This window comes from Geodermatophilus obscurus DSM 43160, assembly GCF_000025345.1.
Lineage (GTDB): Bacteria > Actinomycetota > Actinomycetes > Mycobacteriales > Geodermatophilaceae > Geodermatophilus > Geodermatophilus obscurus.
In genome coordinates, this window is the sequence record NC_013757.1 from 3,389,595 (window position 1) to 3,410,041 (window position 20,447).

Sequence of the window (20,447 nt, forward strand, 5' to 3'; positions counted from 1 at the left end):
ACAACCGCGAGACGCCGGCGGCCGCCCGCCGCGCGCGTCAGGCCGTCGGCTGGGGCTCCCCGGCCGAGGACCGGCGCCAGGAGGCGTGCAGCCGCGCGTAGGGGCCGTCGGCGTCCACCAGGTCGGCGTGCGACCCGCGCTGCACCACCCGGCCGGCGTCGACGACGAGCACCTCGTCGGCCCGCTCGGCGGTGGAGAGCCGGTGGGCGATGGTCAGCGTCGTCCGGCCGTCGGTGACCCGGTCGAGGGCGTGGGTGAGGCGGCGCTCGGTGGCCGGGTCGACGGCGCTGGTGGCCTCGTCGAGGACGAGCAGGTCGGGATCGGCGACGTAGGCGCGCGCGACGGCGACCAGCTGCCGCTCCCCCGCCGACAGCGACTCCCCGCGCTGGCCCACGCGGGTGGCCACGCCCTCGGCCAGCCCGGCCACCCAGTCGCCCAGCCCGAGCTCCTCGAAGGCTGCGTGCACGTCGGCGTCGGTCAGCCCCGGCCGGCCGTAGCGCACGTTGTCGGCCACCGTGGCGTCGAACAGGAAGCCGTCCTGCGGCACCATCACCACCCGCTGCCGGAGCGAGGCGAACGCGACCCGGTCCAGCGGCACCCAGCCGGCGTGGTCGTCACCGAGCAGGACGCGGCCCTCGGTGGGGTCCATCAGCCGGGTGACCAGCTTGGCGAACGTCGTCTTGCCCGAGCCGGTCTCGCCCACGATGGCGACGCGGCGGCGCGGCTCGATCCCCAGGTCGACGTCCTGCAGCGCGGGCCGCGCGCCGGGGGCGTAGCGGAAGGAGACGTGCTCGAAGCGCACACCCAGCGGCGTGTGCGGCAGCTCCCGCGCCGCACCGGGGTCGGCGACCGCGGGATCGCGCACGTCGGGCTCGGTCTGCAGGACGTCGAGGACGCGGCGGAACCCGGCGAGTGCGTTCTGCGCCTCGTTGAGGACCTCGCTGGCCATCTGCACCGGCGCGACGAACAGCGTGACGAGGAAGAAGAAGGCCACGAGGGTGCCGGCGGTGAGGTCGCCACCGACGCCGAGGAGGACGCCGACCACGATGATCGCCGCGTTGGCCAGCGCCGCGACGACCTCGCCGCTGACGAAGACCGCCGCGGTCACCTTCTGGGCCCGGACCTGCGCGCGGTAGTGCCGGCCGATGGCGCGGTCGAGGCGGGCCGCGGTGCGCTCCCGGATGCCGTACGCGCGGACGGTGGGGGCGCCGACGACCGCCTCGGAGACCGCGGCCAGGACGTCGCCGACCCGTTCGCGGACCACGCCGTAGGCGGCGGCCAGCTGGCGGGCGAGGAACCGGATCGCGACGCCCAGCGGCACGAAGCAGACCAGCACCAGCAGCGTGAGCTGCCAGGAGTAGAAGGCCATGACGACGGTGGCGACGAGCAGCTGGCCGATGCTGACCACGCCGAGCACGCCGCCCCACTGCATGAAGGTGGAGAGCTGGTCGACGTCGCTGGTGACGCGGGAGACCAACGAGCCGCGGCGCTGCCCCTGCTGGTGCAACACCGACAGGTCGTGCACGTGCCGGAAAGCCCGCGACCGCAGTCCGGCCAGTGCGGTCTCCGTGGTCCGGAACAGCCGGACGTTCATCGCGTACACGGCCCCGGCGGTGAGGACGACGACGACGGCGCAGACGACCACGACGTCGCGGACCAGGTCGACGTCCGGGCCGCCGGGGCCGGCCAGGCCGCGGTCGATCACCTGCTGGACGGCGATGGGCACGACCACCCGCCCGGCGGTCGCCAGCAGGGCGAGCGCGAAGGTGAGCGGCAGACCGCGGCGGAACTCGGGCATCAGGCCCAGCCCGCGGCGCAGGGTCGCCAGCGCGCCCTCGCTGCGGTGCTCGGCGACGGCGGCGGTCATGCGGCGACCTCCGTCTGCGCGTAGGCGCGCACCAGGGCCGCGTACCCGGGCACCTCGGCCAGCAACTGCTCGTGGCTGCCGCGGGCGAGCACCCGGCCGCCCTCGAGCCACACGACCTCGTCGGCCAGCGCGATGGTGGCCTGCCGGTAGGCGACCACGACGACGGTCGAGGGCTGCTCGGCGTCGCGCAGGGCGTCGAGGATGCGCGCCTCGACGGCGGGGTCCACGGCGCTGGTCGCGTCGTCGAGGACGAGCAGGCGGGGCCGGCGGACCACCGCGCGGGCCAGCGCCAGCCGCTGCCGCTGCCCGCCGGAGAGGGTGGCGCCCCGCTCCCCCACCCGCGTGTCGAGCCCCTCGGGCAGCTGGCGCACGAACTCGTCGGCGGCGGCGACCCCCAGCGCGGCCTCCACCTCCTCGTCGGAGTACCCCTCGCCGAGGGTCACGTTGCCGCGCACCGTGTCGTCGAAGAGGAAGGTGCCCTGCGGGACGAACGCCGCCTGGCTGGAGACCTCCCCCTCGCGCAGCGCCCGCAGGTCCACCTCGTCGAGGAGCACCTGACCGCTGGCCGGGTCGACCAGCCGCACCAGGAGCCCGGCCAGCGTCGACTTGCCCGATCCGGTCGGTCCCACGACAGCCACCGTGCTGCCGGCCGCGACGTCGAAGGTGACGCCCGACAGCGTGGGGCGAGCAGCGCCGTCGAAGCCGTACTCCACGCCGCGCAGCGCCAGCTCGGCCCCGCCGGTACGACCGGCCGCCGCCGTGCTGCCGTGCGGCGTCTCGCCGGTGGCGTCGAGCACAGGGGTGACCCGGTCGAACCCGGCGAGGGCGCGGGGCAGGTCGGCCAGCACCCACCCGATCGCGCGGATGGGGAGCGCGAGCAGGGTGAACAGGTAGGCGATCGACACCAGTTCGCCGGGGCCGGTGGCTCCCTCGGCGACCCGGCCGACGCCGACGAGCAGGACGGCCAGCGTCCCGAGCGTGGGCAGCGCCTCCATCAGCGGGTCGAACAGCCCGCGCACCCGGCCGACAGCGACCAGCGCGTCGCGCAGGTCCTCGGCGCGGGCGGTGAACCGGCGGCCCTCGACGTCCTCCCGGCCGAGGGTCTTGACCACCAGGGCGGCGTCGAAGCTCTCGTGGGCGATCTCGCTGACCTCGGCACGCAGCTGCTGGGCCCGCTGCATGCGCGGAGCCATCACCTGCGAGTAGACGGCGTTGACGACGAAGACCAGGGGGAAGACGACGAGGCCGATCAGCGCCAGCCAGGGGTCGGCGGCCACGAGCACGGCGAGGGTGATGCCGATCATGACCACCGCGCCGCAGGCGAACGGCAGCGGTGCGACGAAGAACCAGGCGGCCTCGACGTCGGAGTTGGCGTTGGACAGCAGCTGACCGGTCGGGTGGCGCTGGTGCCAGGACAGCGGCAGGCGCAGGTACTGGCCGGTCACCCGGCGGCGGTAGTCGGCCTGCAGGCGGTAGCCCATGATGCCGGCGAACAGCCGCCGGCCCAGGATGCCGAGGATCCGCAGGAGGGCCACCCCGAGGACGACGGCGACGGCGAGCGTGAGCCCCGCCACGGACGGCTCGCCCGTGGCGAACGCCGGCAGCACGACCCGGTCGGTGACCGCGCCGACGACGTAGGCGCTGGCCACGGTCATGCCGCCGTAGAGAACGCTGGCGGCGAACGCCAGGGTGAACATGCCCGGCTGCTCGGCGATCGCGCGCCCGACGTGGCGCATCCCTCGCCGGACGACGGCGTCTCGGCGGCGGGGCACAGGTCTCCTCGGGGGTCGTGCGGGGCGGCACTCCGACTGTACTTAGAGGAGCTAAGGAGCCGCCTCCGGTTTCCCGGGTCCGCCCCGTCGGTAACCCCGCCCGGTGATCTCCTCTTCCCGGCCCCTGGCCGCGCGCGAGCGCGCGGCGCTCGCCGACCTCCTCGAGGAGCTGGGGCCGGACGCGCCCACCCGCTGCGAGGGGTGGACCACGGCGCACCTGGCCGCGCACCTCGTCACCCGGGACCGCCGTCCGGACACCACGCCCGGCTACGTGCTCGAGTCCACGCGGATCGGCCGGCCGCTGGCTGCCTGGTCGCACCGCGTGGAGGACCGCCTGCGCGCCGGCTCCCGGTACGCCGACCTGGTCGCCCGGGTGCGCTCCGGGCCGCCGCGCTGGCTGCCGGCCGCGTGGCCGCCGGTGTCCGCGGTGGTCGACACCGCGGAGTACGTGATCCACCACGAGGACGTCCGCCGGGCCCAGCCGGGCTGGACCCCCCGTGCGCTCCCGCGGGAGGTGCAGGACCGGCTCTGGGGCAACGTCGTCCTCTTCGGCAGGCTCGCCGCCGGCGGGGTGCCTGGGGCGCTGGTGCTTCGCCGCAGCGACGCCCCCCGGGTGGAACGGCGCTACGGCAGCGGGACGCCCGAGACGGTGGTGGAGGGTGAGCCGCTGGAGCTGCTGCTGTGGGCCAGCGGGCGCCGGGAGGTCGCCCGCGTCGAGGTGGGCTGAGCGGGGAGCCGCCCTCCCCACCCCTCGCGGGCTCAGGGCGGTGCCCGGGACGGGGCCGGCCGGTCAGCGCAGCGGGTGGTCGGTCTCCCGGCGGACCGGGACGCCGGCGTCGCCGAGGGCGGCCTTGACGTCGCCGATGCGCAGCTTGCCGAAGTGGAAGACGGTCGCGGCGAGCACGGCGTCGGCGCCGGCCTCGACCGCGGGCGGGAAGTGCGCAGTCTCCCCCGCCCCGCCGCTGGCGATGACCGGCACCGTGACCTCGCGGCGCACCGCACGGATCAGCTCCAGGTCGAAGCCGGCCTCGGTGCCGTCGGCGTCCATCGAGTTGAGCAGCACCTCCCCGACGCCCAGCTCGGCGGCCTGCACGACCCACTCCACGGCGTCCCGGCCGGTGCCACGCCGACCGCCGTGCGTGGTGATCTCGAAGCCGGAGTCGGTGACCGCGCCGTCCCGGGTGCGCCGGGCGTCGAGGGAGAGGACGAGCACCTGGTTGCCGAAGCGGTCGCTGATCTCGCTGATCAGCTCGGGGCGGGCGACGGCGGCGGTGTTGACCGCGACCTTGTCCGCGCCGGCCCGCAGCAGCCGGTCGACGTCGGTCACCGTGCGCACCCCACCGCCGACCGTGAGGGGGATGAACACGCTCTCCGCGGTCCGGCGGACCACGTCGTAGGTGGTCTCGCGGTCGCCGGCGCTGGCGGTGATGTCGAGGAAGGTCAGCTCGTCGGCGCCCTCGGCGTCGTAGACGCGGGCCATCTCCACCGGGTCGCCGGCATCGCGCAGGTCGACGAAGTTGACGCCCTTGACCACCCGGCCGGCGTCGACGTCCAGGCACGGGATGACGCGGACGGCAAGACTCATGCGGGCACCTCCCGGACCGCGTCGGCCTCGACCTCGACCAGCATGGCCGGGTCGATCAGCGCGGCGACCTGCACCATCGAGGTGGCCGGGCGGATGTCGCCGAACACCTCGCCGTGGGCCCGGCCGACCTCCTCCCAGCGGGAGATGTCGGTGACGAACAGCCGGGTGCGGACGACGTCGGCGAGGGTGAACCCGGCTCGTTCCAGGGCCTCGCCGACGAGGGCCAGCGCCTGGCGGGTCTGCGCCCCGGCGTCCCCCGGGTGGACGACGACGCCGTCGACGGTGGCCGTGGTGCCGCTGACCCATGCCGTGTCGCCGTGGACGACGACGCGGCTGTAGCCGACGACCGCCTCCCAGCGGGTGTCCGAGCCGAACCGGACGACGCTCACGACGCCAGTTCCTCCGTCACCCGCAGCGCCTCGGGCAGCGTGAACGCGCCGGCGTAGAGGGCCTTGCCGACGATCGCGCCCTCGACGCCGACCGGGGTCAGCCCGGCCAGCGCGCGGATGTCCTCGAGCGAGCTCACCCCGCCGGAGGCGACCACCGGGCGCGGTGTCGCGGCGCACACCTCGCGCAGCAGGTCGAGGTTGGGGCCGCGCAGGGTGCCGTCCTTGGTGATGTCGGTGACGACGTAGCGCGCGCAGCCCTCGGCGTCGAGGCGGGCGAGGGTCTCGTAGAGCTCGCCGCCCTCTCGGGTCCAGCCGCGGGCGGCCAGCCGGGTGCCGCGGACGTCGAGGCCCACGGCGATCCGGTCGCCGTGCTCGGCGATGGCCCGGGCGCACCACTCGGGCGACTCCAGCGCTGCGGTGCCGAGGTTGACCCGCCGGCAGCCGGTGGCTAGGGCCGCGGCCAGTGCCTCGTCGTCCCGGATGCCGCCGGAGAGCTCCACGTCGACGTCCAGCTCGCCGACCACGCGGGCCAGCAGGTCGCGGTTGCTGCCCCGGCCGAAGGCGGCGTCGAGGTCGACCAGGTGCACCCACTCGGCGCCGTCCCGCTGCCACTGCAGCGCGGCGTCCAGCGGGTCACCGTAGGACGTCTCGCTGCCGGCCTCCCCCTGCACGAGGCGGACGGCCTGGCCGTCGGCGACGTCGACGGCGGGGAGCAGCTGCAGCTTCGGCACGACGGACAGCCTAGGGACCCCGTGCCGGTGGCCCGCGTCACCGGCACGGACGGCTCAGCAGCAGCGCCGGGCGCGGTCGAGCTGCTCGCGCAGCGGTCCCCGGACCCGCAGTGCTCGATCCAGCGCAGGTGCGCGACCAGCCCGGCCACCGCGGCCAGGGCCCCGTGGTGCTCGGACGTCGTGTGTTCACCGCATCAGGGGGACGACCGCGCTCCTGCCCTCACCGGACTCGAGCCACCGGTTCAGCTCCGCACACTCGGCATGCCCCACGGACTCGTCGTCCAGTCCACCATGGCCGGAGACGGCGGCGGTCAGGACACGGCAGTCGAGGAGGACCACCCGCAGGCCGGCCCGCAGGAGGGTGCCGTGGGGAGGTGGCGGCCCGAACCGGAGGACGTCTGCAGCGCGCACGGACCGCGTGGACCGGAGTCCGCGGATGGTCACCAGCCCGGGGCTCAGGACGATGGCCACGTGCAGGATCCGGTACACGGCCAGCGCCGTCACGGACAGGACGGCCAGGGGGGCGGAGACCACGGTGGTCTGTGACGTGGTGGCGAGCTGGGACGTCGGTCCCACAGCGCCCACGCCGCCGGCGAACGCCGCGATGGTCGCCTGGACGTAGCGGACACGGCGTGTGGATCCGCCGCCTGACGCGCCGCCCCCCATCTCGCCCCTCCCACGCCGACCGTGGGGGACATCGGCGTCCTCACCCGGGACCCTGAGTCGACGACCGTTGCTGACAGGGTGGCGCGGTGGAGTTCGCTGACGTCGTCCGCCGGCGGCGCATGGTGCGCGACTACGACCCCGACCGGCCGGTGCCGCCCGACGTGCGCGAGCGGCTCCTGGAGCACGCGCTGCGGGCGCCGTCGGCCGGGTTCACCCAGGGCTGGGCGTTCCTGGTGCTGGAGGACGCCGCCGACCGCGAGCTGTTCTGGTCGGTGACCACCTCCGCCGGCGCTCCGGACGGCTGGCTGACCCGGATGCGGCGGGCACCGCTGCTGGTGGTGCCGCTGTCGTCGAAGGCCGCCTACCTCGAGCGGTACGCCGAGCCGGACAAGGGCTGGACCGACCGGGACGAGGCCCGCTGGCCGGTCCCCTACTGGGACGTCGACGCCGGCATGGCCGCGCTGCTGATGCTGCTGACCGCCGTCGACGAGGGGCTGGGCGCGTGCTTCTTCGGCGTCCCCGCCGAGCGGGTGGACGCTCTGCGGACGGCGTTCGGCGTCCCGGACACCCACCGGCCGGTCGGCGTGGTGTCGGTCGGCTTCCCCGGCGCGGAGGACCGCCGGTCGCCGTCACTGCGGCGCGGCCGGCGCGGCGTCGAGGACGTCGTCCACCGCGGACGCTGGTGAACGCCCTGGTTGACTGCCGGCCGTGAGCAACTCCCGCGCCGTCCTGGTCACCGGTGGTTCGCGCGGCATCGGCCGCGCCATCGCGCACGCCTTCGCCGCCGCGGGCGACCGCGTCGCGGTGCACTGGGGCGCCTCGCGCGAGCGCGCCGAGGCGGTGCTCGCCGAGCTCCCCGGGGACGGGCACGTGCTCGTCCAGGCCGACCTGGCCGACGCCGACGAGGTGGGCCGCATGGTCGACGAGGCCGCGGCCGCGCTGGACGGGCTGCACGTGCTGGTCAACAACGCCGGGGTCTTCACCGCCCACCCGCCGCTGTCGGTCTCCTACGAGGAGTGGCAGGCGGCGTGGTCCCGGACGCTGGCGGTCAACCTGCTCGGCGCGGCCAACGCCACCTTCCGCGCGGTGCCGCACCTGGTCGCGGCCGGTGGAGGTGCGGTCGTGAACGTCTCCAGCCGCGGTGCGTTCCGCGGCGAGCCGGACACCCCGGCCTACGGCGCGTCCAAAGCCGGGCTCAACGCGTTCGGCCAGTCGATGGCGATCGCGCTGGCGCCGCACGGCATCTCGGTGGGCACCGTGGCGCCGGGGTTCGTGCAGACCGAGATGGCCCGCGAGGTGCTCGACGGGCCGGACGGGGACGCCGTCCGCGCACAGTCGCCCTACGGCCGGGTGGCCCGCCCGGAGGAGGTCGCCTCGGCGGTGCTGTGGCTGGCCTCCCCCGGCGCGCGGTTCAGCACCGGGACGATCATCGACGTCAACGGGGCCTCCTACCTGCGCAGCTGACGCACACTCGGACCGTGGCCCTGCCCCTGCCCCTGCCCCGCCGTGCGGGGCGGCGCACCAACGTGGGCCTGCTCGGGCTGCTCCTGCTCGCCGGCGGCACCGGCGTCCTGGCCTTCGCCGTCGGGTCGCCCGGCCCGGCGCGGCTGGTGGTCGCGGCGCACGGGGCGGCCGGGCTCGGGCTGCTGCTGCTCGTCCCGTGGAAGGCCGTCGTCGTCCGGCGGTCCTGGCGGCGTCCCGCCGGGACCCGCGGCACCGGCGGCGTCTCGCTCGGGGTCGCGACCCTGCTGACGCTGCTCACCGGCGTCCTGCACGCGGGAGGGGGAACCGGGCCGTGGTCCTGGTCGGCCGGGATCCCGGTGCTGCACGTCCACGTGGCCGTGGGCGTGGCCACCGGCGCGCTGGTCCTCGTCCACGCGTGGGGACGACGGCAGCGGCCGCGGGCCACCGACCTCGATCGCCGGGGGCTGCTGCGGGCGGGCGCGCTGGGCGCCGGCGCGGTGGCGCTGTGGGGCGCCGGCGAGGGGCTGCTGCGGCTGACCGGCGCACCGGGCGCCGAGCGCCGGGCCACGGGGTCGTTCGAGCGCGGCACCGACGACCCGGCGGCCATGCCCGTCACCCAGTGGATCTCCGACGTGGTGCCGGACTCCCCCGCGACCGTGCTGGAGCTGGTCGGGACCGGGCGACGGGTGCGGGTGCCGGTCGCCGACCTCGACCGCGGGGACGTCGTGCGCGCCGTCCTCGACTGCACCGGCGGCTGGTACGCCGTCCAGGACTGGCGCGGGGTCCGGCTCGACCGGCTGCTCGCCGAGCACCTGGGCGGGGAGCTGCCCGCCGACGGCAGTGTCGACGTCGTCTCGGTCACCGGCTTCCAGCGCCGGCTGCCGCTGTCCGAGGCGGGCGGGCTGCTGCTCGCCACGCACGCGGCGGGCCGGCCGCTGTCGCCGGGACACGGCGCACCGGTGCGGCTGGTCGCTCCCGGACGGCGGGGCTTCTGGTGGGTGAAGTGGGTGGAGCGGGTCGAGGTCGTCGACGCGCCATGGTGGCTGCAGTCGCCGTTCCCGCTGAAGTGAGCGGTCAGCTCAGGGTCTGCAGCCAGTTGGTGAGCAGCTGGGCGCCGGCGTCCCCGGACTTCTCCGGGTGGAACTGGGTGGCCGACAGCGGGCCGTTCTCGACCCCGGCGACGAACCGGTCGCCGTGCTCGGCCCAGGTGACCAGCGGGGCGGCCAGCGGGGACGGCACCCCCTCGGAGCCCAGCGGGAAGTTGCGCACGCCGTAGGAGTGCACGAAGTAGAAGCGCTGGTCCTCGAGCCCGTCGAACAGCACCGTCGTGCCGGGCGCCTGCACGGTGTTCCAGCCCATGTGCGGCAGCACCGGGGCCTGCAGCTGCTCCACCATGCCGGGCCACTCGCCGCAGCCCTCGGCGTCCTGGCCGTGCTCCACGCCGCGCTCGAAGAGGACCTGCATGCCGACGCAGACACCCAGCACCGGCCGTCCGCCGGCCAGCCGGCGGCCGATGACCCGCGGCCCGTCGACGGCCTTGAGGCCCTGCATGCATGCGGCGAAGGCGCCCACCCCGGGGACGACGAGACCGTCGGCCTCGAGGGCGGCGTGCGGGTCGCCGGTCACCGTGACGTCGGCACCGACCCGGGTCAGCGCGCGTTCGGCCGAGCGGAGGTTGCCCGAGCCGTAGTCCAGGACGACGACCTTCTTCACGGATGCCACGGTACGTGGGAGCGGTCGAGCGTCCGTCGGGATTCCCGGGGGGTGGGTGGTGGACGTCGCACCGCGCGTGTGGGCGGCGAGCTCCCCCCGCCCCTGCGTTCTCGGCTGTCCACGGTCGCCCGTCAAGGTCTCCGCGGGATCTGTGGACGAGCTCCTGAGCTGGGATTCGTGCTGCTGGAGCACGTCAACTCCGATAGGCTTCGAACACCTGATCGAGCCGGTGGGAGGTGTCGTGGAGCAGCTGCTGGCCGCCCTCGACGCCCTGGCCGCCGAGGACCTGGCCTCGTTGTTCGGCCCGGCGCTGCTCGACCGGTTGCGGCCGCTGCTGGTGGCGCAGAACCGGCTGGCCGCCGAGGTGGCCCGCACCGTGCGCGAGGCCGAGGTGTCCGGTGCCGCGGAGGTCGACGGGCTGAAGACGATGGGCTCCTGGCTGCGCGGACACGCGCACCTGTCGGCGTCCGAGGCCGCGCGGGTGGTGCGTACCGGGCGGGCGCTGGCGCAGCTGCCGGTGATGGCCGCGGCGTGCGCCGCCGGGCAGCTCACCGGCGAGCAGGCCGCGGTGATCGGCCGGGTCGCCGAGCCCGAACACCTGGCGGCTGCCGCAGACCAGCACGTCGATGTGGCCGAGGTGGACGCGGTACTGACCGAGGTGGCCGTGATCCGCCCTTACGCCGACACCGCCACGGCGGTGCACCACTACCTCGACCGCCTCGACGCCGACGGCCCGGAGCCCGACCCCACCGAGGGCCGGCGGCTGAGCATCGCCAAGCACGCCGACGGGTCGACCTCCGGCCGGTTCGACCTGGACGCCGTAGGCGGGGAGAAGCTGCAGACGGCGCTGGAGTCGCTGCCGCAGGCCGGCCGGTGTGCCGCCGATGAGCGGACCCGGGCCCAGCAGCTGGCCGATGGGCTGGTGCAGCTGTGCGACACCGCCCTGGCCGCCGGTGGTCTGCCGACGCTGCGCGGCCACAAGCCGCAGGTCATCGTGAAGATCGGCATCGAGGACTTGGTCGACCCCGCGGTCGGGCGCCGGTGCCGCCGAGACGGGCTTCGGCGCCACCATCTCCGCCGCCCGGGCCCGCTGGATCGCCTGCGACGGGGCCGTCACCCGGATCGTGCTGGGACCGGACGGGCTGCCGCGGGAGCACGGCCGCACCGTGCGCCTGGTGCCACCGCACGTGCGCCGGGCCGCGGAAGTGCGCGACGGCGGCTGCGTGTTCACCGGCTGCGGCGCCCCCACGCACTGGTGCGACGTCCACCACCTGCTCGAGTGGGCCGACGGCGGCCAGACCAGCCTGGCCAACAGCGCGCTGCTGTGCAAGCGGCACTCGCACCTTGTGTCCACCACGGGTTCCGGGTGAAGCGACAACCCGACGGCCGATGGCGCACCTGGCGACCCGACGGCACCGAGATCCGCACCGGACCAGGCCGCACCGGCCCACCCCTCCCCGCCGCCGCCTGATCTGGCACTCACCCGGCCGGCAGTCGACCGACGCCACCCCTGGCCACCGGTCGGCTGCCGGCTGTCCGCACGTCGGCACCGGCGGCGGTCCGCCGCGCGCCTCGGCCCCGTAGCTGCAGCACCGCGGTCACCGTCGAGTCAGCGAGACAAGTAGAGGAACCGCCGCTCGGCGCTCACACCAGCCGGAGGACGCCCGACACCGTGGCCAGGACCGCCGCGACCAGCAGCAGGACGGCGAAGGCGACCTGCGGGCCGGTGCGGCCCTTCGTCTCGGAGTCGGCCTTCCAGATGCTGTACGCCCCGCCGAGGAGGAAGCCGCCGACGATCAGCAACATGACCGCGAAGGTCATCGGCGTCTACAGAGCGCCCTTGGTCGACGGCACGTCGGTCACCCGCGGGTCGATCGCGACCGCGGCCCGCAGCGCCCGCGCCAGAGCCTTGAACTGGCCCTCGACGATGTGGTGGGCGTCGCGGCCGGCGTAGAGCACACGCACGTGCAGGCTGATCCGCGCGTTGAACGCGAACGACTCCAGCACGTGCTTGGTGAGCGACGTCGGGTAGTCCGGCCCGATCATCGGCGTCATGTTCTCGGGCTCGGAGTGCACGAAGTACGGCCGGCCGGAGAGGTCGACGGCGGCCTGCGCGAGCACCTCGTCCATCGGGATCGTCGCGTCGCCGTAGCGGGTGATGCCGCGCTTGTCCCCCAGCGCCTGCGCGAACGCCTGACCGAGCGCGATGGCGACGTCCTCCACCGTGTGGTGGGCGTCGATGTGCAGGTCCCCGTCCGCGCGCACGGTGAGGTCGATGCCGCTGTGCTTGGACAGCGAGGTCAGCATGTGGTCGTAGAACCCGACCCCGGTGCTGATCGAGCTGGTGCCGGTGCCGTCGAGGTCCAGCTCGACGACGAGCTTGGTCTCGCTGGTCTCGCGCTCGACGCGTGCGGTGCGGATCATGCCCTCGAGTCTCCCAGGTGCTGTTCGGCGACCACCTCACCCAGCGCGGTGAGGAAGGCGTCGGTCTCCTCGGTGGTCCCGGCCGTGACTCGCAGCCAGCCGGGCAGGCCGACGTCGCGCACGAGGACGTCGTGCTCGAGCAGCGCCTTCCACACGCCCGGGGCGTCGGCGAAGTGGCCGAAGAGGACGAAGTTGGCGTCGCTGGGGACGCTGGTCAGCCCCATCCCCGGCAGCGCGGCGACGATCCGGTCCCGCTCGGCCTTGACCGCGTCGACGGTCGCCAGCAGCGCGTCGGTGTGCGCCAGCGCCGTCCGTGCGGCCGTCTGGGTCAGTGACGACAGGTGGTAGGGCAGCCGCACCAGCTGCAGCGCGTCGACGACCGCCGGGTCGGCGGCCAGGTAGCCCAGCCGCAGGCCGGCCATCCCGAACGCCTTGCTCATCGTGCGGCTGACCAGCAGCCGGGGACGGCCGGGCAGCAGGGTCAGCGCCGAGCGCGTGCCGGTGCGGGCGAACTCGGTGTAGGCCTCGTCGATGACGACCACGCCGGCGCGCCCGTGGCCGTAGGACGTGGCGTCGTAGATCGTGGTGATCGTCTCGAGCGCCACCGCGGTGCCGGTCGGGTTGTTGGGGCTGGTCACGAAGACGACGTCCGGGCGCACCTCGCGGACCTGGGCGGCGGCCTGCGCGGCGTCGATGGTGAAGTCCTCGCAGCGGTGCCCGTCGACCCAGGCGGTGCCGGTGCCGGCCGAGATGATCGGGTGCATCGAGTAGGACGGCGTGAATCCCAGCGCCGTCCGCCCGGCCCCGCCGAACGCCTGCAGCACCTGCTGCAGGACCTCGTTGGAGCCGTTGGCCGCCCACACCTGGGCCGGTTCGACCGTCTCCCCGCTGGTGCGGGTGAGGTACGCGGCCAGGTCGCGGCGCAGCGCGAGCGCGTCCCGGTCGGGGTAGCGGTTGAGCTCCAGCGCCGCGCGCCCCAGCGCCGCCCCGAGGTCGGCGAGCAGCTCCGGCGGCAGCGGGTGCGGGTTCTCGTTGGTGTTGAGCCGGTGCTTGACCTCCAGCTGCGGGGCGCCGTAGGGCGTGCGGCCACGCAGCTCCGGGCGCAGCGGGAGCTCCTCGAGACCGGTCACGAGCGCTGCCGGACCCGGACGGCGGCGGCGTGCGCGGGCAGGTCCTCGGCGCCGGCCAGGGCGTCGACGTGCCCGGCGACGTCGGCGAGGGCCTGCTCGTCGTACTCGACCAGGTGGATGCCGCGCAGGAACGACTGCACCGACAGGCCGCTGGAGTGCCGCGCGCAGCCGCCGGTGGGCAGCACGTGGTTGGAGCCGGCGATGTAGTCGCCCAGCGACACCGGCGACCAGGCGCCGACGAACACCGCTCCGGCGTTGCGCACCCGCATCGCCACCTCGCGGGCGTCCCGCGTCTGGATCTCCAGGTGCTCGGCGGCGTAGGCGTCGACCACCCGGAGGCCCGCGTCGACGTCGTCCACCAGGACGATGCCCGACTGGCTGCCGTCGAGCGCGGTCGTGATCCGGTCGGAGTGCTTGGTGGCCGCGACCTGCGCGGGGACCAGGTCCAGGACGGCGTCGGCGAGCGCCTCGCTGTCGGTGACCAGCACCGCGCCGGCCAGCGGGTCGTGCTCGGCCTGGCTGATCAGGTCGGCGGCGACGTGCACCGGGTCGGCGGTCTCGTCGGCGAGGATCGCCACCTCGGTCGGGCCGGCCTCGGAGTCGATGCCGATGAGCCCGCGCAGCAGCCGCTTGGCCGCCGTGACGTAGACGTTGCCCGGGCCGGTGACCATGTCGACCGGCTCGCAGGAGCCGGCGCCGTAGCCGAAGACGGCGATCGCCTGCGCCCCGCCGACGGCGTAGACCTCGCTGACGCCGAGCAGCGCGCACGCGGCCAGCACGCCGGGGTCGGGCAGGCCGCCGTGGTCGCGCTGCGGCGGGGAGGCGACCGCGATCGACTCCACGCCTGCGATCTGCGCGGGGATGACGTTCATGACCACGCTGGACAGCAGTGGCGCCAGCCCGCCGGGGACGTACAGGCCGACGCGGCGCACCGGCAGCCAGCGCTCGGTGACCGTGCCGCCGGGGACGACCTCGGTGGTGACGTCGGTGCGGCGCTGGTCGGCGTGCACCCTCCGGACGCGCGCGATGGCCTCCTCGAGCGCGGCGCGGACGGCGGGGTCGATCCCGGCCAGCGCGGCGTCGATCGCCTCCTGCGGAACGGCGAAGTCCTCGAGGTCGACGCCGTCGAGGCGGGCGGTGATCTCGCGGACGGCCTGGGCGCCGCGCACCCGCACGTCCTCGCACAGCGGCCGGACCGTGGCCAGCACCGAGTCGATGTCGGTGGCGGCGCGGGGCAGCAGGCCGGCGAGCTCGCGCACCCCCGGCAGGGCGGATCCACGCAGGTCGATGCGGGCGAGCACGGGCGGACCTCCGGGGTGGGGACGGAACACCCCAGGGTAGCCGCCGGGGGTCCGCGGCCCGGCGTGCTGCCCGGTCCGGGCCCGGGGCCACCCGTAGGCTCGCCTGCCGTGGACGTCATCCCGCTCTTCCCGCTGGGGACGCCGCTGTTCCCCGGGGTGGTCCTGCCTCTGCAGGTGTTCGAGCCGCGCTACCGGCGGCTGGTGCGCGACCTGCTGGAGCTGCCGGAGGGCGCTGCCCGCTGCTTCGGCGTCGTGGCCATCCGGCAGGGCTGGGAGGTCGAGGACGTCGCCCCGGCCGAGGCCCTCTACGACGTCGGCTGCACCGCCCGGCTGCAGACCGTGCGGCCCCAGCCCGACGGCGGGTTCCGCATCGTCACCGTCGGCGGGGACCGGTTCCGGCTGCTCGACCTCGTGGTCGGCGAGGAACCGCCGTACCTGCAGGCGGAGGTCGAGTGGCTCGCCGAGGAGGAGGCCGCCGAGGAGGCCGCCGGCGACCAGGAGGGGCTGACCGCGGCCGGCGGCTGGCCGGCCGACCCCCGGCACGAGGACCTGGTCTCGGCGGTGGCGCGCGGCTCCATGGACGTGCTGGTGCGCGGGGTGGGCGCCCTGTTCGGCCGCTACGTCACCGCGGTGGCCACGCTGACCGGGGACGTCGACGGCGAGGAGCCCGACACCGCGGACCTGCTCGACGCCGTCTCCGGGGAGCCGCGGGCGCTGTCCTACCTGGTGGCCTCCGCCGCCTTGCTGACCACGGAGGACCGGCAGGAGCTGCTGGCCGAGTCCGCCACCCGCCGGCGGCTGCAGACCGAGTCCCGGCTGCTGCGCCGCGAGCTGACGCTGCTGGAGACCATCGGCGCGGTACCGGCGCCGCTGCAGCGCTTCACCGGCCCGCGCAGCGTCAACTAGCGGACGGCGCCCTCGGGGGCCTCGTTCTCGGATGCCCCGCTCTCGGAGGTCTCGGCCTCGGGCAGCGGGCCGCCGGCCGGCGGTCGGGCGGGCGCGGGGTCGGGCCGGTCGAGGTCCTCGGCCGCGGTCAGCAGCGTGGACACCACGTAGGCCAGGACGGCGAGGAACGGGGCGACCGCCAGCGCCGCCGGGGAGCCGAGCCGCAGCGGGGTGATCACCTGGGTGCCGACGGCGGCCAGCTCGGCCGGCGAGGGCCCGGCGCCCAGCAGCTCGCCGAGCTGCCAGGCGACGAGGGAGGCCAGCACCGTCCCGACGGCCAGGGCCAGCACGGTCGCGACCCCGCGGCGCCGGCGCAGCCGCCAGGCGACCAGCCCGGCCACCAGACCGAGGCCGGCCAGCACGAGGGTGTAGACGCCGTCGTCGGCGACCAGCAGCTCGGCGGAGGGGTGACCGACCGGGACCGGGCCGTCCGCGGTGACCTCGAAGGTCGCCCGCGGGGCAAGCGCCCACCACAGCAGCCCGGACGGCACCCCGGCCAGCAGCAGGACGCCGGCCAGCACCAGCGAACCGCGCAGGTCGGCGCGCAGCTCGGCGCGACCCGGCCAGGGGGCACCGGCACCCCACCGGGCGGGGCGGACGGGCGGTGGCCCGGCGGAGGCGGGTGCGGGGGTGCTGTCCACGCCCCCAGTCAACCCCGCCGGGCTGTGCGTCTCATCCGCGCCGGCGGGTTGCCCGCTCAGCGCTCAGCCCTCGGCCCCGTCCCGACCAGGCCCCGCCCAGCGGCTCGGCGCGAGCCCGGTGACGTACCGGAACGGTCCCCTGCAGGGTCACGCCGCCGGCCCCGCCCAGCGGCTCGGCGGGAGCCGGCGGGGGATGAGGAGGACGGGGTCCTCGCACGGTGGGGGCAGGGGTCCGCCCTCACAGCAGGGCGACGCTGGTCGGGCCCAGCAGCGCCTTGATGTCGCCCATGAGCGCCGTGCTGGGTCGCACCCGCAGCCCCTGGTCCAGCCGCAGCACCGTCTCCCGGCTGCCGTTGACCAGCTTCAGCTGCACCTCGGTGGTGCCCGGGTGGCTGCCCAGCACCTCGCGGAGCCGCTCGACCACCGGCGGGGTGCACCGGGCCGCCGCCATCGACACGAGCACCGGGCCGCGCGCGCCCTCGGTGAGCTCGGGGATGGTGACCTCGGAGCCGAACAGCGAGGGCTGGTCGTCGCGCCGGCTGATCCGCCCCTTGACCACGACGATCTGGTCGCGGACGACCTTCTCCGAGACCTCCGCCCAGGTCTTCGGGAAGAAGAGCACCTCGATGCCGGACTCGAGGTCCTCGAGGGTCGCGATGGCCCACGGCGCGCCCTGCTTGTTGGTCCGCGGCGCGACCGAGGTGAGGATGCCGGCGATGGTGACGTTCGCGCCGTCCTCGACACCGCCGGCGTTGATCTCCGCGATCGGCGTGTCCGCGTTGGCGGCGAGCACGTGCTCCACGCCGTGCAGCGGGTGGTCGGAGACGTAGAGGCCGAGCATGTCGCGCTCGAACACCAGCCGCTCGGACTTCGACCAGTCCGCCGTCGGGATCGCGATGTCCAGCGCCCCGCTGAAGGGGTCGTCCGCGCCCTCGTCGCCGAAGCTGCCGAAGAGGTCGAACTGCCCCTCGGCCTCCCTGCGCTTGAGCGCCATCGCGGAGTCGACGGCCTGGGCGTGGACGGCGACGATGCCCTGACGGGAGTGGCCCAGGGAGTCGAACGCCCCGGCCTTGGCCAGGGACTCGATGACCTTCTTGTTGCAGGCCACCGTGTCGATCTTGCGCATGAAGTCCGCGAAGTCCTTGAACGCGCCCTTCTCCTCGCGAGCCCGGCGGATCGAGTCGACGACGTTGTGCCCGACGTTGCGCACCGACGCGAGACCGAAGCGGATGTCGGTGCCGACGGCGGTGAAGTCCCAGGACGACTCGTTGACGTCCGGCGGGAGCACCTTGATGCCCATCCGCCGGCACTCGGCCAGGTAGATCGGCCGGCGGTCCTTGTCGTCGCCGACGCTGGTCAGCAGCCCGGCCATGTACTCGGCCGGGTAGTTGGCCTTGAGGTAGGCGGTCCAGTAGGACACCAGGCCGTAGGCGGCCGAGTGGGCCTTGTTGAAGGCGTAGTCGGCAAACGGGACGAGGATGTCCCACAGCGTCTTGATCGCCGCGTCGGAGAAGCCGCGTTCCTTCATGCCGGCCTCGAACCCGACGAACTCCGCGTCCAGGACCGACTTCTTCTTCTTGCCCATCGCGCGGCGCAGCAGGTCGGCCTTGCCGAGGGAGTACCCGGCGACCTTCTGCGCGATCGCCATGACCTGCTCCTGGTAGACGATCAGGCCGTAGGTCGTGCCGAGGATGTCCTCCAGCGGCTCGGCCAGCTCCGGGTGGATCGGCGTGATCTCCTGCTGGCCGTTCTTGCGCAGCGCGTAGTTGGTGTGCGAGTTCGCACCCATCGGGCCGGGCCGGTAGAGCGCGCCGACGGCGGAGATGTCCTCGAAGTTGTCCGGCCGCATGAGCCGCAGCAGCGAGCGCATCGGGCCGCCGTCGAACTGGAAGACGCCGAGGGTGTCGCCGCGGGACAGCAGCGCGTAGGTGGCCGGGTCGGTGAGGTCCTTGCTGATCTCGTCGAGGTCGATCGGCTCCTTGCCGTTCGCGACGATGTTGCGCAGCGCGTCGTCGATGACCGTGAGGTTGCGCAGGCCCAGGAAGTCCATCTTCAGCAGGCCGAGCGTCTCGCAGGTCGGGTAGTCGAACTGCGTGATGACCGCGCCGTCGGCCTCGCGCCGCATGATCGGGATGCTGTCGATCAAGGGGTACCGGCCGATGATGACGCCCGCGGCGTGCACGCCCCACTGCCGCTTCAGGCCCTCGAGCTTGCGCGCCTGGTCGACGACCTCGGCCGCGCCGGGGTCGGACTCGTAGCGGGCCCGGAACTCCGCGGCCTCCTTGTAGCGCGGGTGGGCCGGGTCGAAGACCCCCGACAGCGGGATGCCCTTGCCCATCACGTCCGGGGGCATGAGCTTGGTGAGCTCGTCGCCGACCGAGTAGGGCCGGTCGAGCACGCGGGCGGCGTCCTTGATCGCGGCCTTGGCCTTGATGGTGCCGTAGGTGACGATCTGGCTGACCCGCTCCTCGCCGTACTTCTGCGAGACGTACTGGATGACCTCGCCGCGGCGGCGGTCGTCGAAGTCGATGTCGACGTCGGGCATGGAGACGCGCTCGGGGTTGAGGAACCGCTCGAAGATCAGCCCGTGCGCCAGCGGGTCGAGGTCGGTGATGCCCATGGCGTACGCGGCCAGCGAGCCCGCGGCCGAGCCACGGCCCGGGCCGACGCGGATGCCGTTGTCCTTGGCCCAGTTGATGAAGTCGGCGACCACGAGGAAGTACCCCGGGAAGCCCATCTGGGTGATGATCCCGACCTCGTAGTCGGCCTGCTTGCGCACGTGGTCGGGGATGCCGCCCGGCCAGCGCTTGTGCAGCCCGCGCTCGACCTCCTTGATGAACCAGGAGGTCTCGTCCTCCCCCGGCGGCAGCGGGAACCGTGGCATCAGGTCGGCGCCCTCGGTGAACTCCACCTCGCACTGCTCGGCCACCAGCAGCGTGTTGTCGCACGCCTCGGGCAGCTCGCTGAACAGCGCGCGCATCTCCGCGGCGGACTTCAGGTAGTAGCCGTCGCCGTTGAACTTGAAGCGGTTGGTCTCGTTGAGCCGCGACCCGGTCTGGATGCACAGCAGGGCGTCGTGCGCCTCGGCGTCCTCGCGGTGGGTGTAGTGCAGGTCGTTGGTGCCCAGCAGCGGGATGCCGAGCTCCTTGGCGATCTCCAGCAGCGCCGGGCGGGTCTTCTTCTCGATGGCCAGCCCGTGGTCCATCACCTCGGCGTAGAAGTTCTCCTTGCCGAAGATGTCCTGGAAGTCGGCGGCGGCCTGCCGGGCCCTGTCGTGCTTACCGGCCCGCAGCCACATGTTGACCTCACCGGAGGGACACCCGGTGGTGGCGATGAGACCCGTGCCGTAGCGCTCCAGCAGGTCGCGGTCGAACCGCGGCTTGCGGTACTGCCCCTCGAGGCTGGCCATCGAGGAGATGCGGAAGAGGTTGTGCATCCCCTCCGTCGTGCGGGCCAGCAGTGTCATGTGCGTGTAGGCGGCCTTGCCGCGCGAGGAGCCGCCCTCGCCGTCCTCGTCGATGAGGTTCTCGCCGAAGTCGAACGGCGCCCGGTCGAAGCGCGAGCCCGGGGTGTAGTAGCCCTCCATGCCGATGATCGGCTTCACGCCGGCGGCCTTGGCCTGCTTGTAGAAGTCGTAGGCGCCGAAGACGTTGCCGTGGTCGGTCATCGCCAGCGCCGGCATCCCCTGCTCGGCGGCGGCCTTGGTGACCTCCGGCAGCTTGGCCGCTCCGTCGAGCATCGAGTACTCGGTGTGTACGTGCAGGTGCACGAACGAGTCGGACGACGGGGTGCTCACGTTCGTTGGTGCTCCTCACAGGT

Annotated in this window: 19 protein-coding genes; 6 read left to right on the top strand and 13 right to left on the bottom strand. The window is 74.4% G+C overall.

The window, feature by feature from the left end:
- Positions 1-37: 37 nt before the first annotated feature.
- Together GOBS_RS15815 and GOBS_RS15820 are read right to left on the bottom strand one after the other, a co-directional pair.
- On the bottom strand, positions 38-1,867 hold the full coding sequence (locus GOBS_RS15815) for an ABC transporter ATP-binding protein (RefSeq protein ID WP_012949262.1): 1,830 nt from the start codon (positions 1,865-1,867) through the stop codon (positions 38-40).
- Positions 1,864-3,639 carry an ABC transporter ATP-binding protein gene (locus GOBS_RS15820; RefSeq protein ID WP_012949263.1) on the bottom strand — a complete coding sequence of 592 codons (1,776 nt, stop codon included), beginning with the start codon at positions 3,637-3,639 and terminating at the stop codon, positions 1,864-1,866. Before GOBS_RS15820 ends, GOBS_RS15815 begins: the two co-directional genes overlap by 4 nt.
- A gap of 103 nt (positions 3,640-3,742) precedes the next feature.
- Between GOBS_RS15820 and GOBS_RS15825 the strand changes: the two genes are divergently transcribed.
- On the top strand, positions 3,743-4,366 hold the full coding sequence (locus tag GOBS_RS15825) for a TIGR03085 family metal-binding protein (RefSeq protein ID WP_012949264.1): 624 nt from the start codon (positions 3,743-3,745) through the stop codon (positions 4,364-4,366).
- 63 nt (positions 4,367-4,429) lie between these two features.
- Here the strand turns inward: GOBS_RS15825 and hisF are convergent, their stop codons facing one another.
- The 4 genes from hisF to GOBS_RS15845 all read right to left on the bottom strand — a co-directional run bounded on the left by hisF (position 4,430) and on the right by GOBS_RS15845 (position 6,920).
- Positions 4,430-5,224, bottom strand: coding sequence for an imidazole glycerol phosphate synthase subunit HisF (gene hisF, locus GOBS_RS15830; RefSeq protein WP_012949265.1), 795 nt, complete (start codon positions 5,222-5,224; stop codon positions 4,430-4,432).
- Positions 5,221-5,613 carry a RidA family protein gene (locus GOBS_RS15835; protein ID WP_012949266.1) on the bottom strand — a complete coding sequence of 131 codons (393 nt, stop codon included), beginning with the start codon at positions 5,611-5,613 and terminating at the stop codon, positions 5,221-5,223. Before GOBS_RS15835 ends, hisF begins: the two co-directional genes overlap by 4 nt.
- Positions 5,610-6,344 (bottom strand): bifunctional 1-(5-phosphoribosyl)-5-((5-phosphoribosylamino)methylideneamino)imidazole-4-carboxamide isomerase/phosphoribosylanthranilate isomerase PriA, encoded by a 735-nt coding sequence (gene priA / locus GOBS_RS15840; RefSeq protein WP_012949267.1) that lies wholly within the window; start codon positions 6,342-6,344, stop codon positions 5,610-5,612. The genes GOBS_RS15835 and priA overlap by 4 nt, the downstream gene beginning before the upstream one ends.
- A gap of 186 nt (positions 6,345-6,530) precedes the next feature.
- On the bottom strand, positions 6,531-6,920 hold the full coding sequence (locus GOBS_RS15845; protein ID WP_166487425.1) for a hypothetical protein: 390 nt from the start codon (positions 6,918-6,920) through the stop codon (positions 6,531-6,533).
- A 176-nt stretch (positions 6,921-7,096) separates the two neighbouring features.
- On the opposite strand from GOBS_RS15845, the gene GOBS_RS15850 reads away from it, so the two are divergent.
- The 3 genes from GOBS_RS15850 to GOBS_RS15860 are packed head-to-tail and all read left to right on the top strand — an operon-like array spanning position 7,097 to position 9,544.
- Entirely contained in the window at positions 7,097-7,696 is a 600-nt protein-coding gene (locus tag GOBS_RS15850) for a nitroreductase family protein (RefSeq protein WP_012949269.1), read from the top strand.
- Positions 7,697-7,718: 22 nt separating this feature from the next.
- A complete protein-coding gene (locus GOBS_RS15855; protein WP_012949270.1) occupies positions 7,719-8,474 on the top strand; it encodes an SDR family NAD(P)-dependent oxidoreductase in 756 nt (251 codons plus the stop codon).
- A gap of 14 nt (positions 8,475-8,488) precedes the next feature.
- A complete protein-coding gene (locus GOBS_RS15860) occupies positions 8,489-9,544 on the top strand; it encodes a molybdopterin-dependent oxidoreductase (protein WP_012949271.1) in 1,056 nt (351 codons plus the stop codon).
- A gap of 4 nt (positions 9,545-9,548) precedes the next feature.
- Here GOBS_RS15860 and hisH read toward each other — a convergent pair whose 3' ends face one another.
- Positions 9,549-10,187, bottom strand: a complete 639-nt coding sequence (hisH, locus tag GOBS_RS15865) for an imidazole glycerol phosphate synthase subunit HisH (protein WP_012949272.1) — start codon at positions 10,185-10,187, stop codon at positions 9,549-9,551.
- A 241-nt stretch (positions 10,188-10,428) separates the two neighbouring features.
- On the opposite strand from hisH, the gene GOBS_RS29780 reads away from it, so the two are divergent.
- Positions 10,429-11,658, top strand: a complete 1,230-nt coding sequence (locus GOBS_RS29780; RefSeq protein ID WP_012949273.1) for a DUF222 domain-containing protein — start codon at positions 10,429-10,431, stop codon at positions 11,656-11,658.
- 173 nt (positions 11,659-11,831) lie between these two features.
- On the opposite strand, the gene GOBS_RS27600 is transcribed toward GOBS_RS29780, so the two are convergent.
- The 4 genes from GOBS_RS27600 to hisD are packed head-to-tail and all read right to left on the bottom strand — an operon-like array spanning position 11,832 to position 15,042.
- Positions 11,832-11,993: a hypothetical protein gene (locus tag GOBS_RS27600; protein ID WP_166487228.1), complete on the bottom strand. Its 162-nt coding sequence runs from the start codon at positions 11,991-11,993 to the stop codon at positions 11,832-11,834.
- 21 nt (positions 11,994-12,014) lie between these two features.
- On the bottom strand, positions 12,015-12,611 hold the full coding sequence (gene hisB / locus GOBS_RS15875; protein WP_012949275.1) for an imidazoleglycerol-phosphate dehydratase HisB: 597 nt from the start codon (positions 12,609-12,611) through the stop codon (positions 12,015-12,017).
- On the bottom strand, positions 12,608-13,741 hold the full coding sequence (locus tag GOBS_RS15880; RefSeq protein WP_012949276.1) for a histidinol-phosphate transaminase: 1,134 nt from the start codon (positions 13,739-13,741) through the stop codon (positions 12,608-12,610). The genes hisB and GOBS_RS15880 overlap by 4 nt, the downstream gene beginning before the upstream one ends.
- Positions 13,738-15,042 (bottom strand): histidinol dehydrogenase, encoded by a 1,305-nt coding sequence (hisD, locus tag GOBS_RS15885; protein WP_012949277.1) that lies wholly within the window; start codon positions 15,040-15,042, stop codon positions 13,738-13,740. Before hisD ends, GOBS_RS15880 begins: the two co-directional genes overlap by 4 nt.
- Before the next feature lie 108 nt (positions 15,043-15,150).
- On the opposite strand from hisD, the gene GOBS_RS15890 reads away from it, so the two are divergent.
- A complete protein-coding gene (locus tag GOBS_RS15890; RefSeq protein WP_012949278.1) occupies positions 15,151-15,948 on the top strand; it encodes an LON peptidase substrate-binding domain-containing protein in 798 nt (265 codons plus the stop codon).
- Here GOBS_RS15890 and GOBS_RS15895 read toward each other — a convergent pair.
- Complete coding sequence (locus GOBS_RS15895) at positions 15,945-16,628, bottom strand: DUF2567 domain-containing protein (protein ID WP_012949279.1); 684 nt, start codon at positions 16,626-16,628, stop codon at positions 15,945-15,947. The two genes, GOBS_RS15890 and GOBS_RS15895, sit on opposite strands and share 4 nt — an antisense overlap.
- 238 nt (positions 16,629-16,866) lie before the next feature.
- Complete coding sequence (gene dnaE, locus GOBS_RS15900) at positions 16,867-20,424, bottom strand: DNA polymerase III subunit alpha (protein WP_012949280.1); 3,558 nt, start codon at positions 20,422-20,424, stop codon at positions 16,867-16,869.
- Positions 20,425-20,447: the final 23 nt, after the last annotated feature.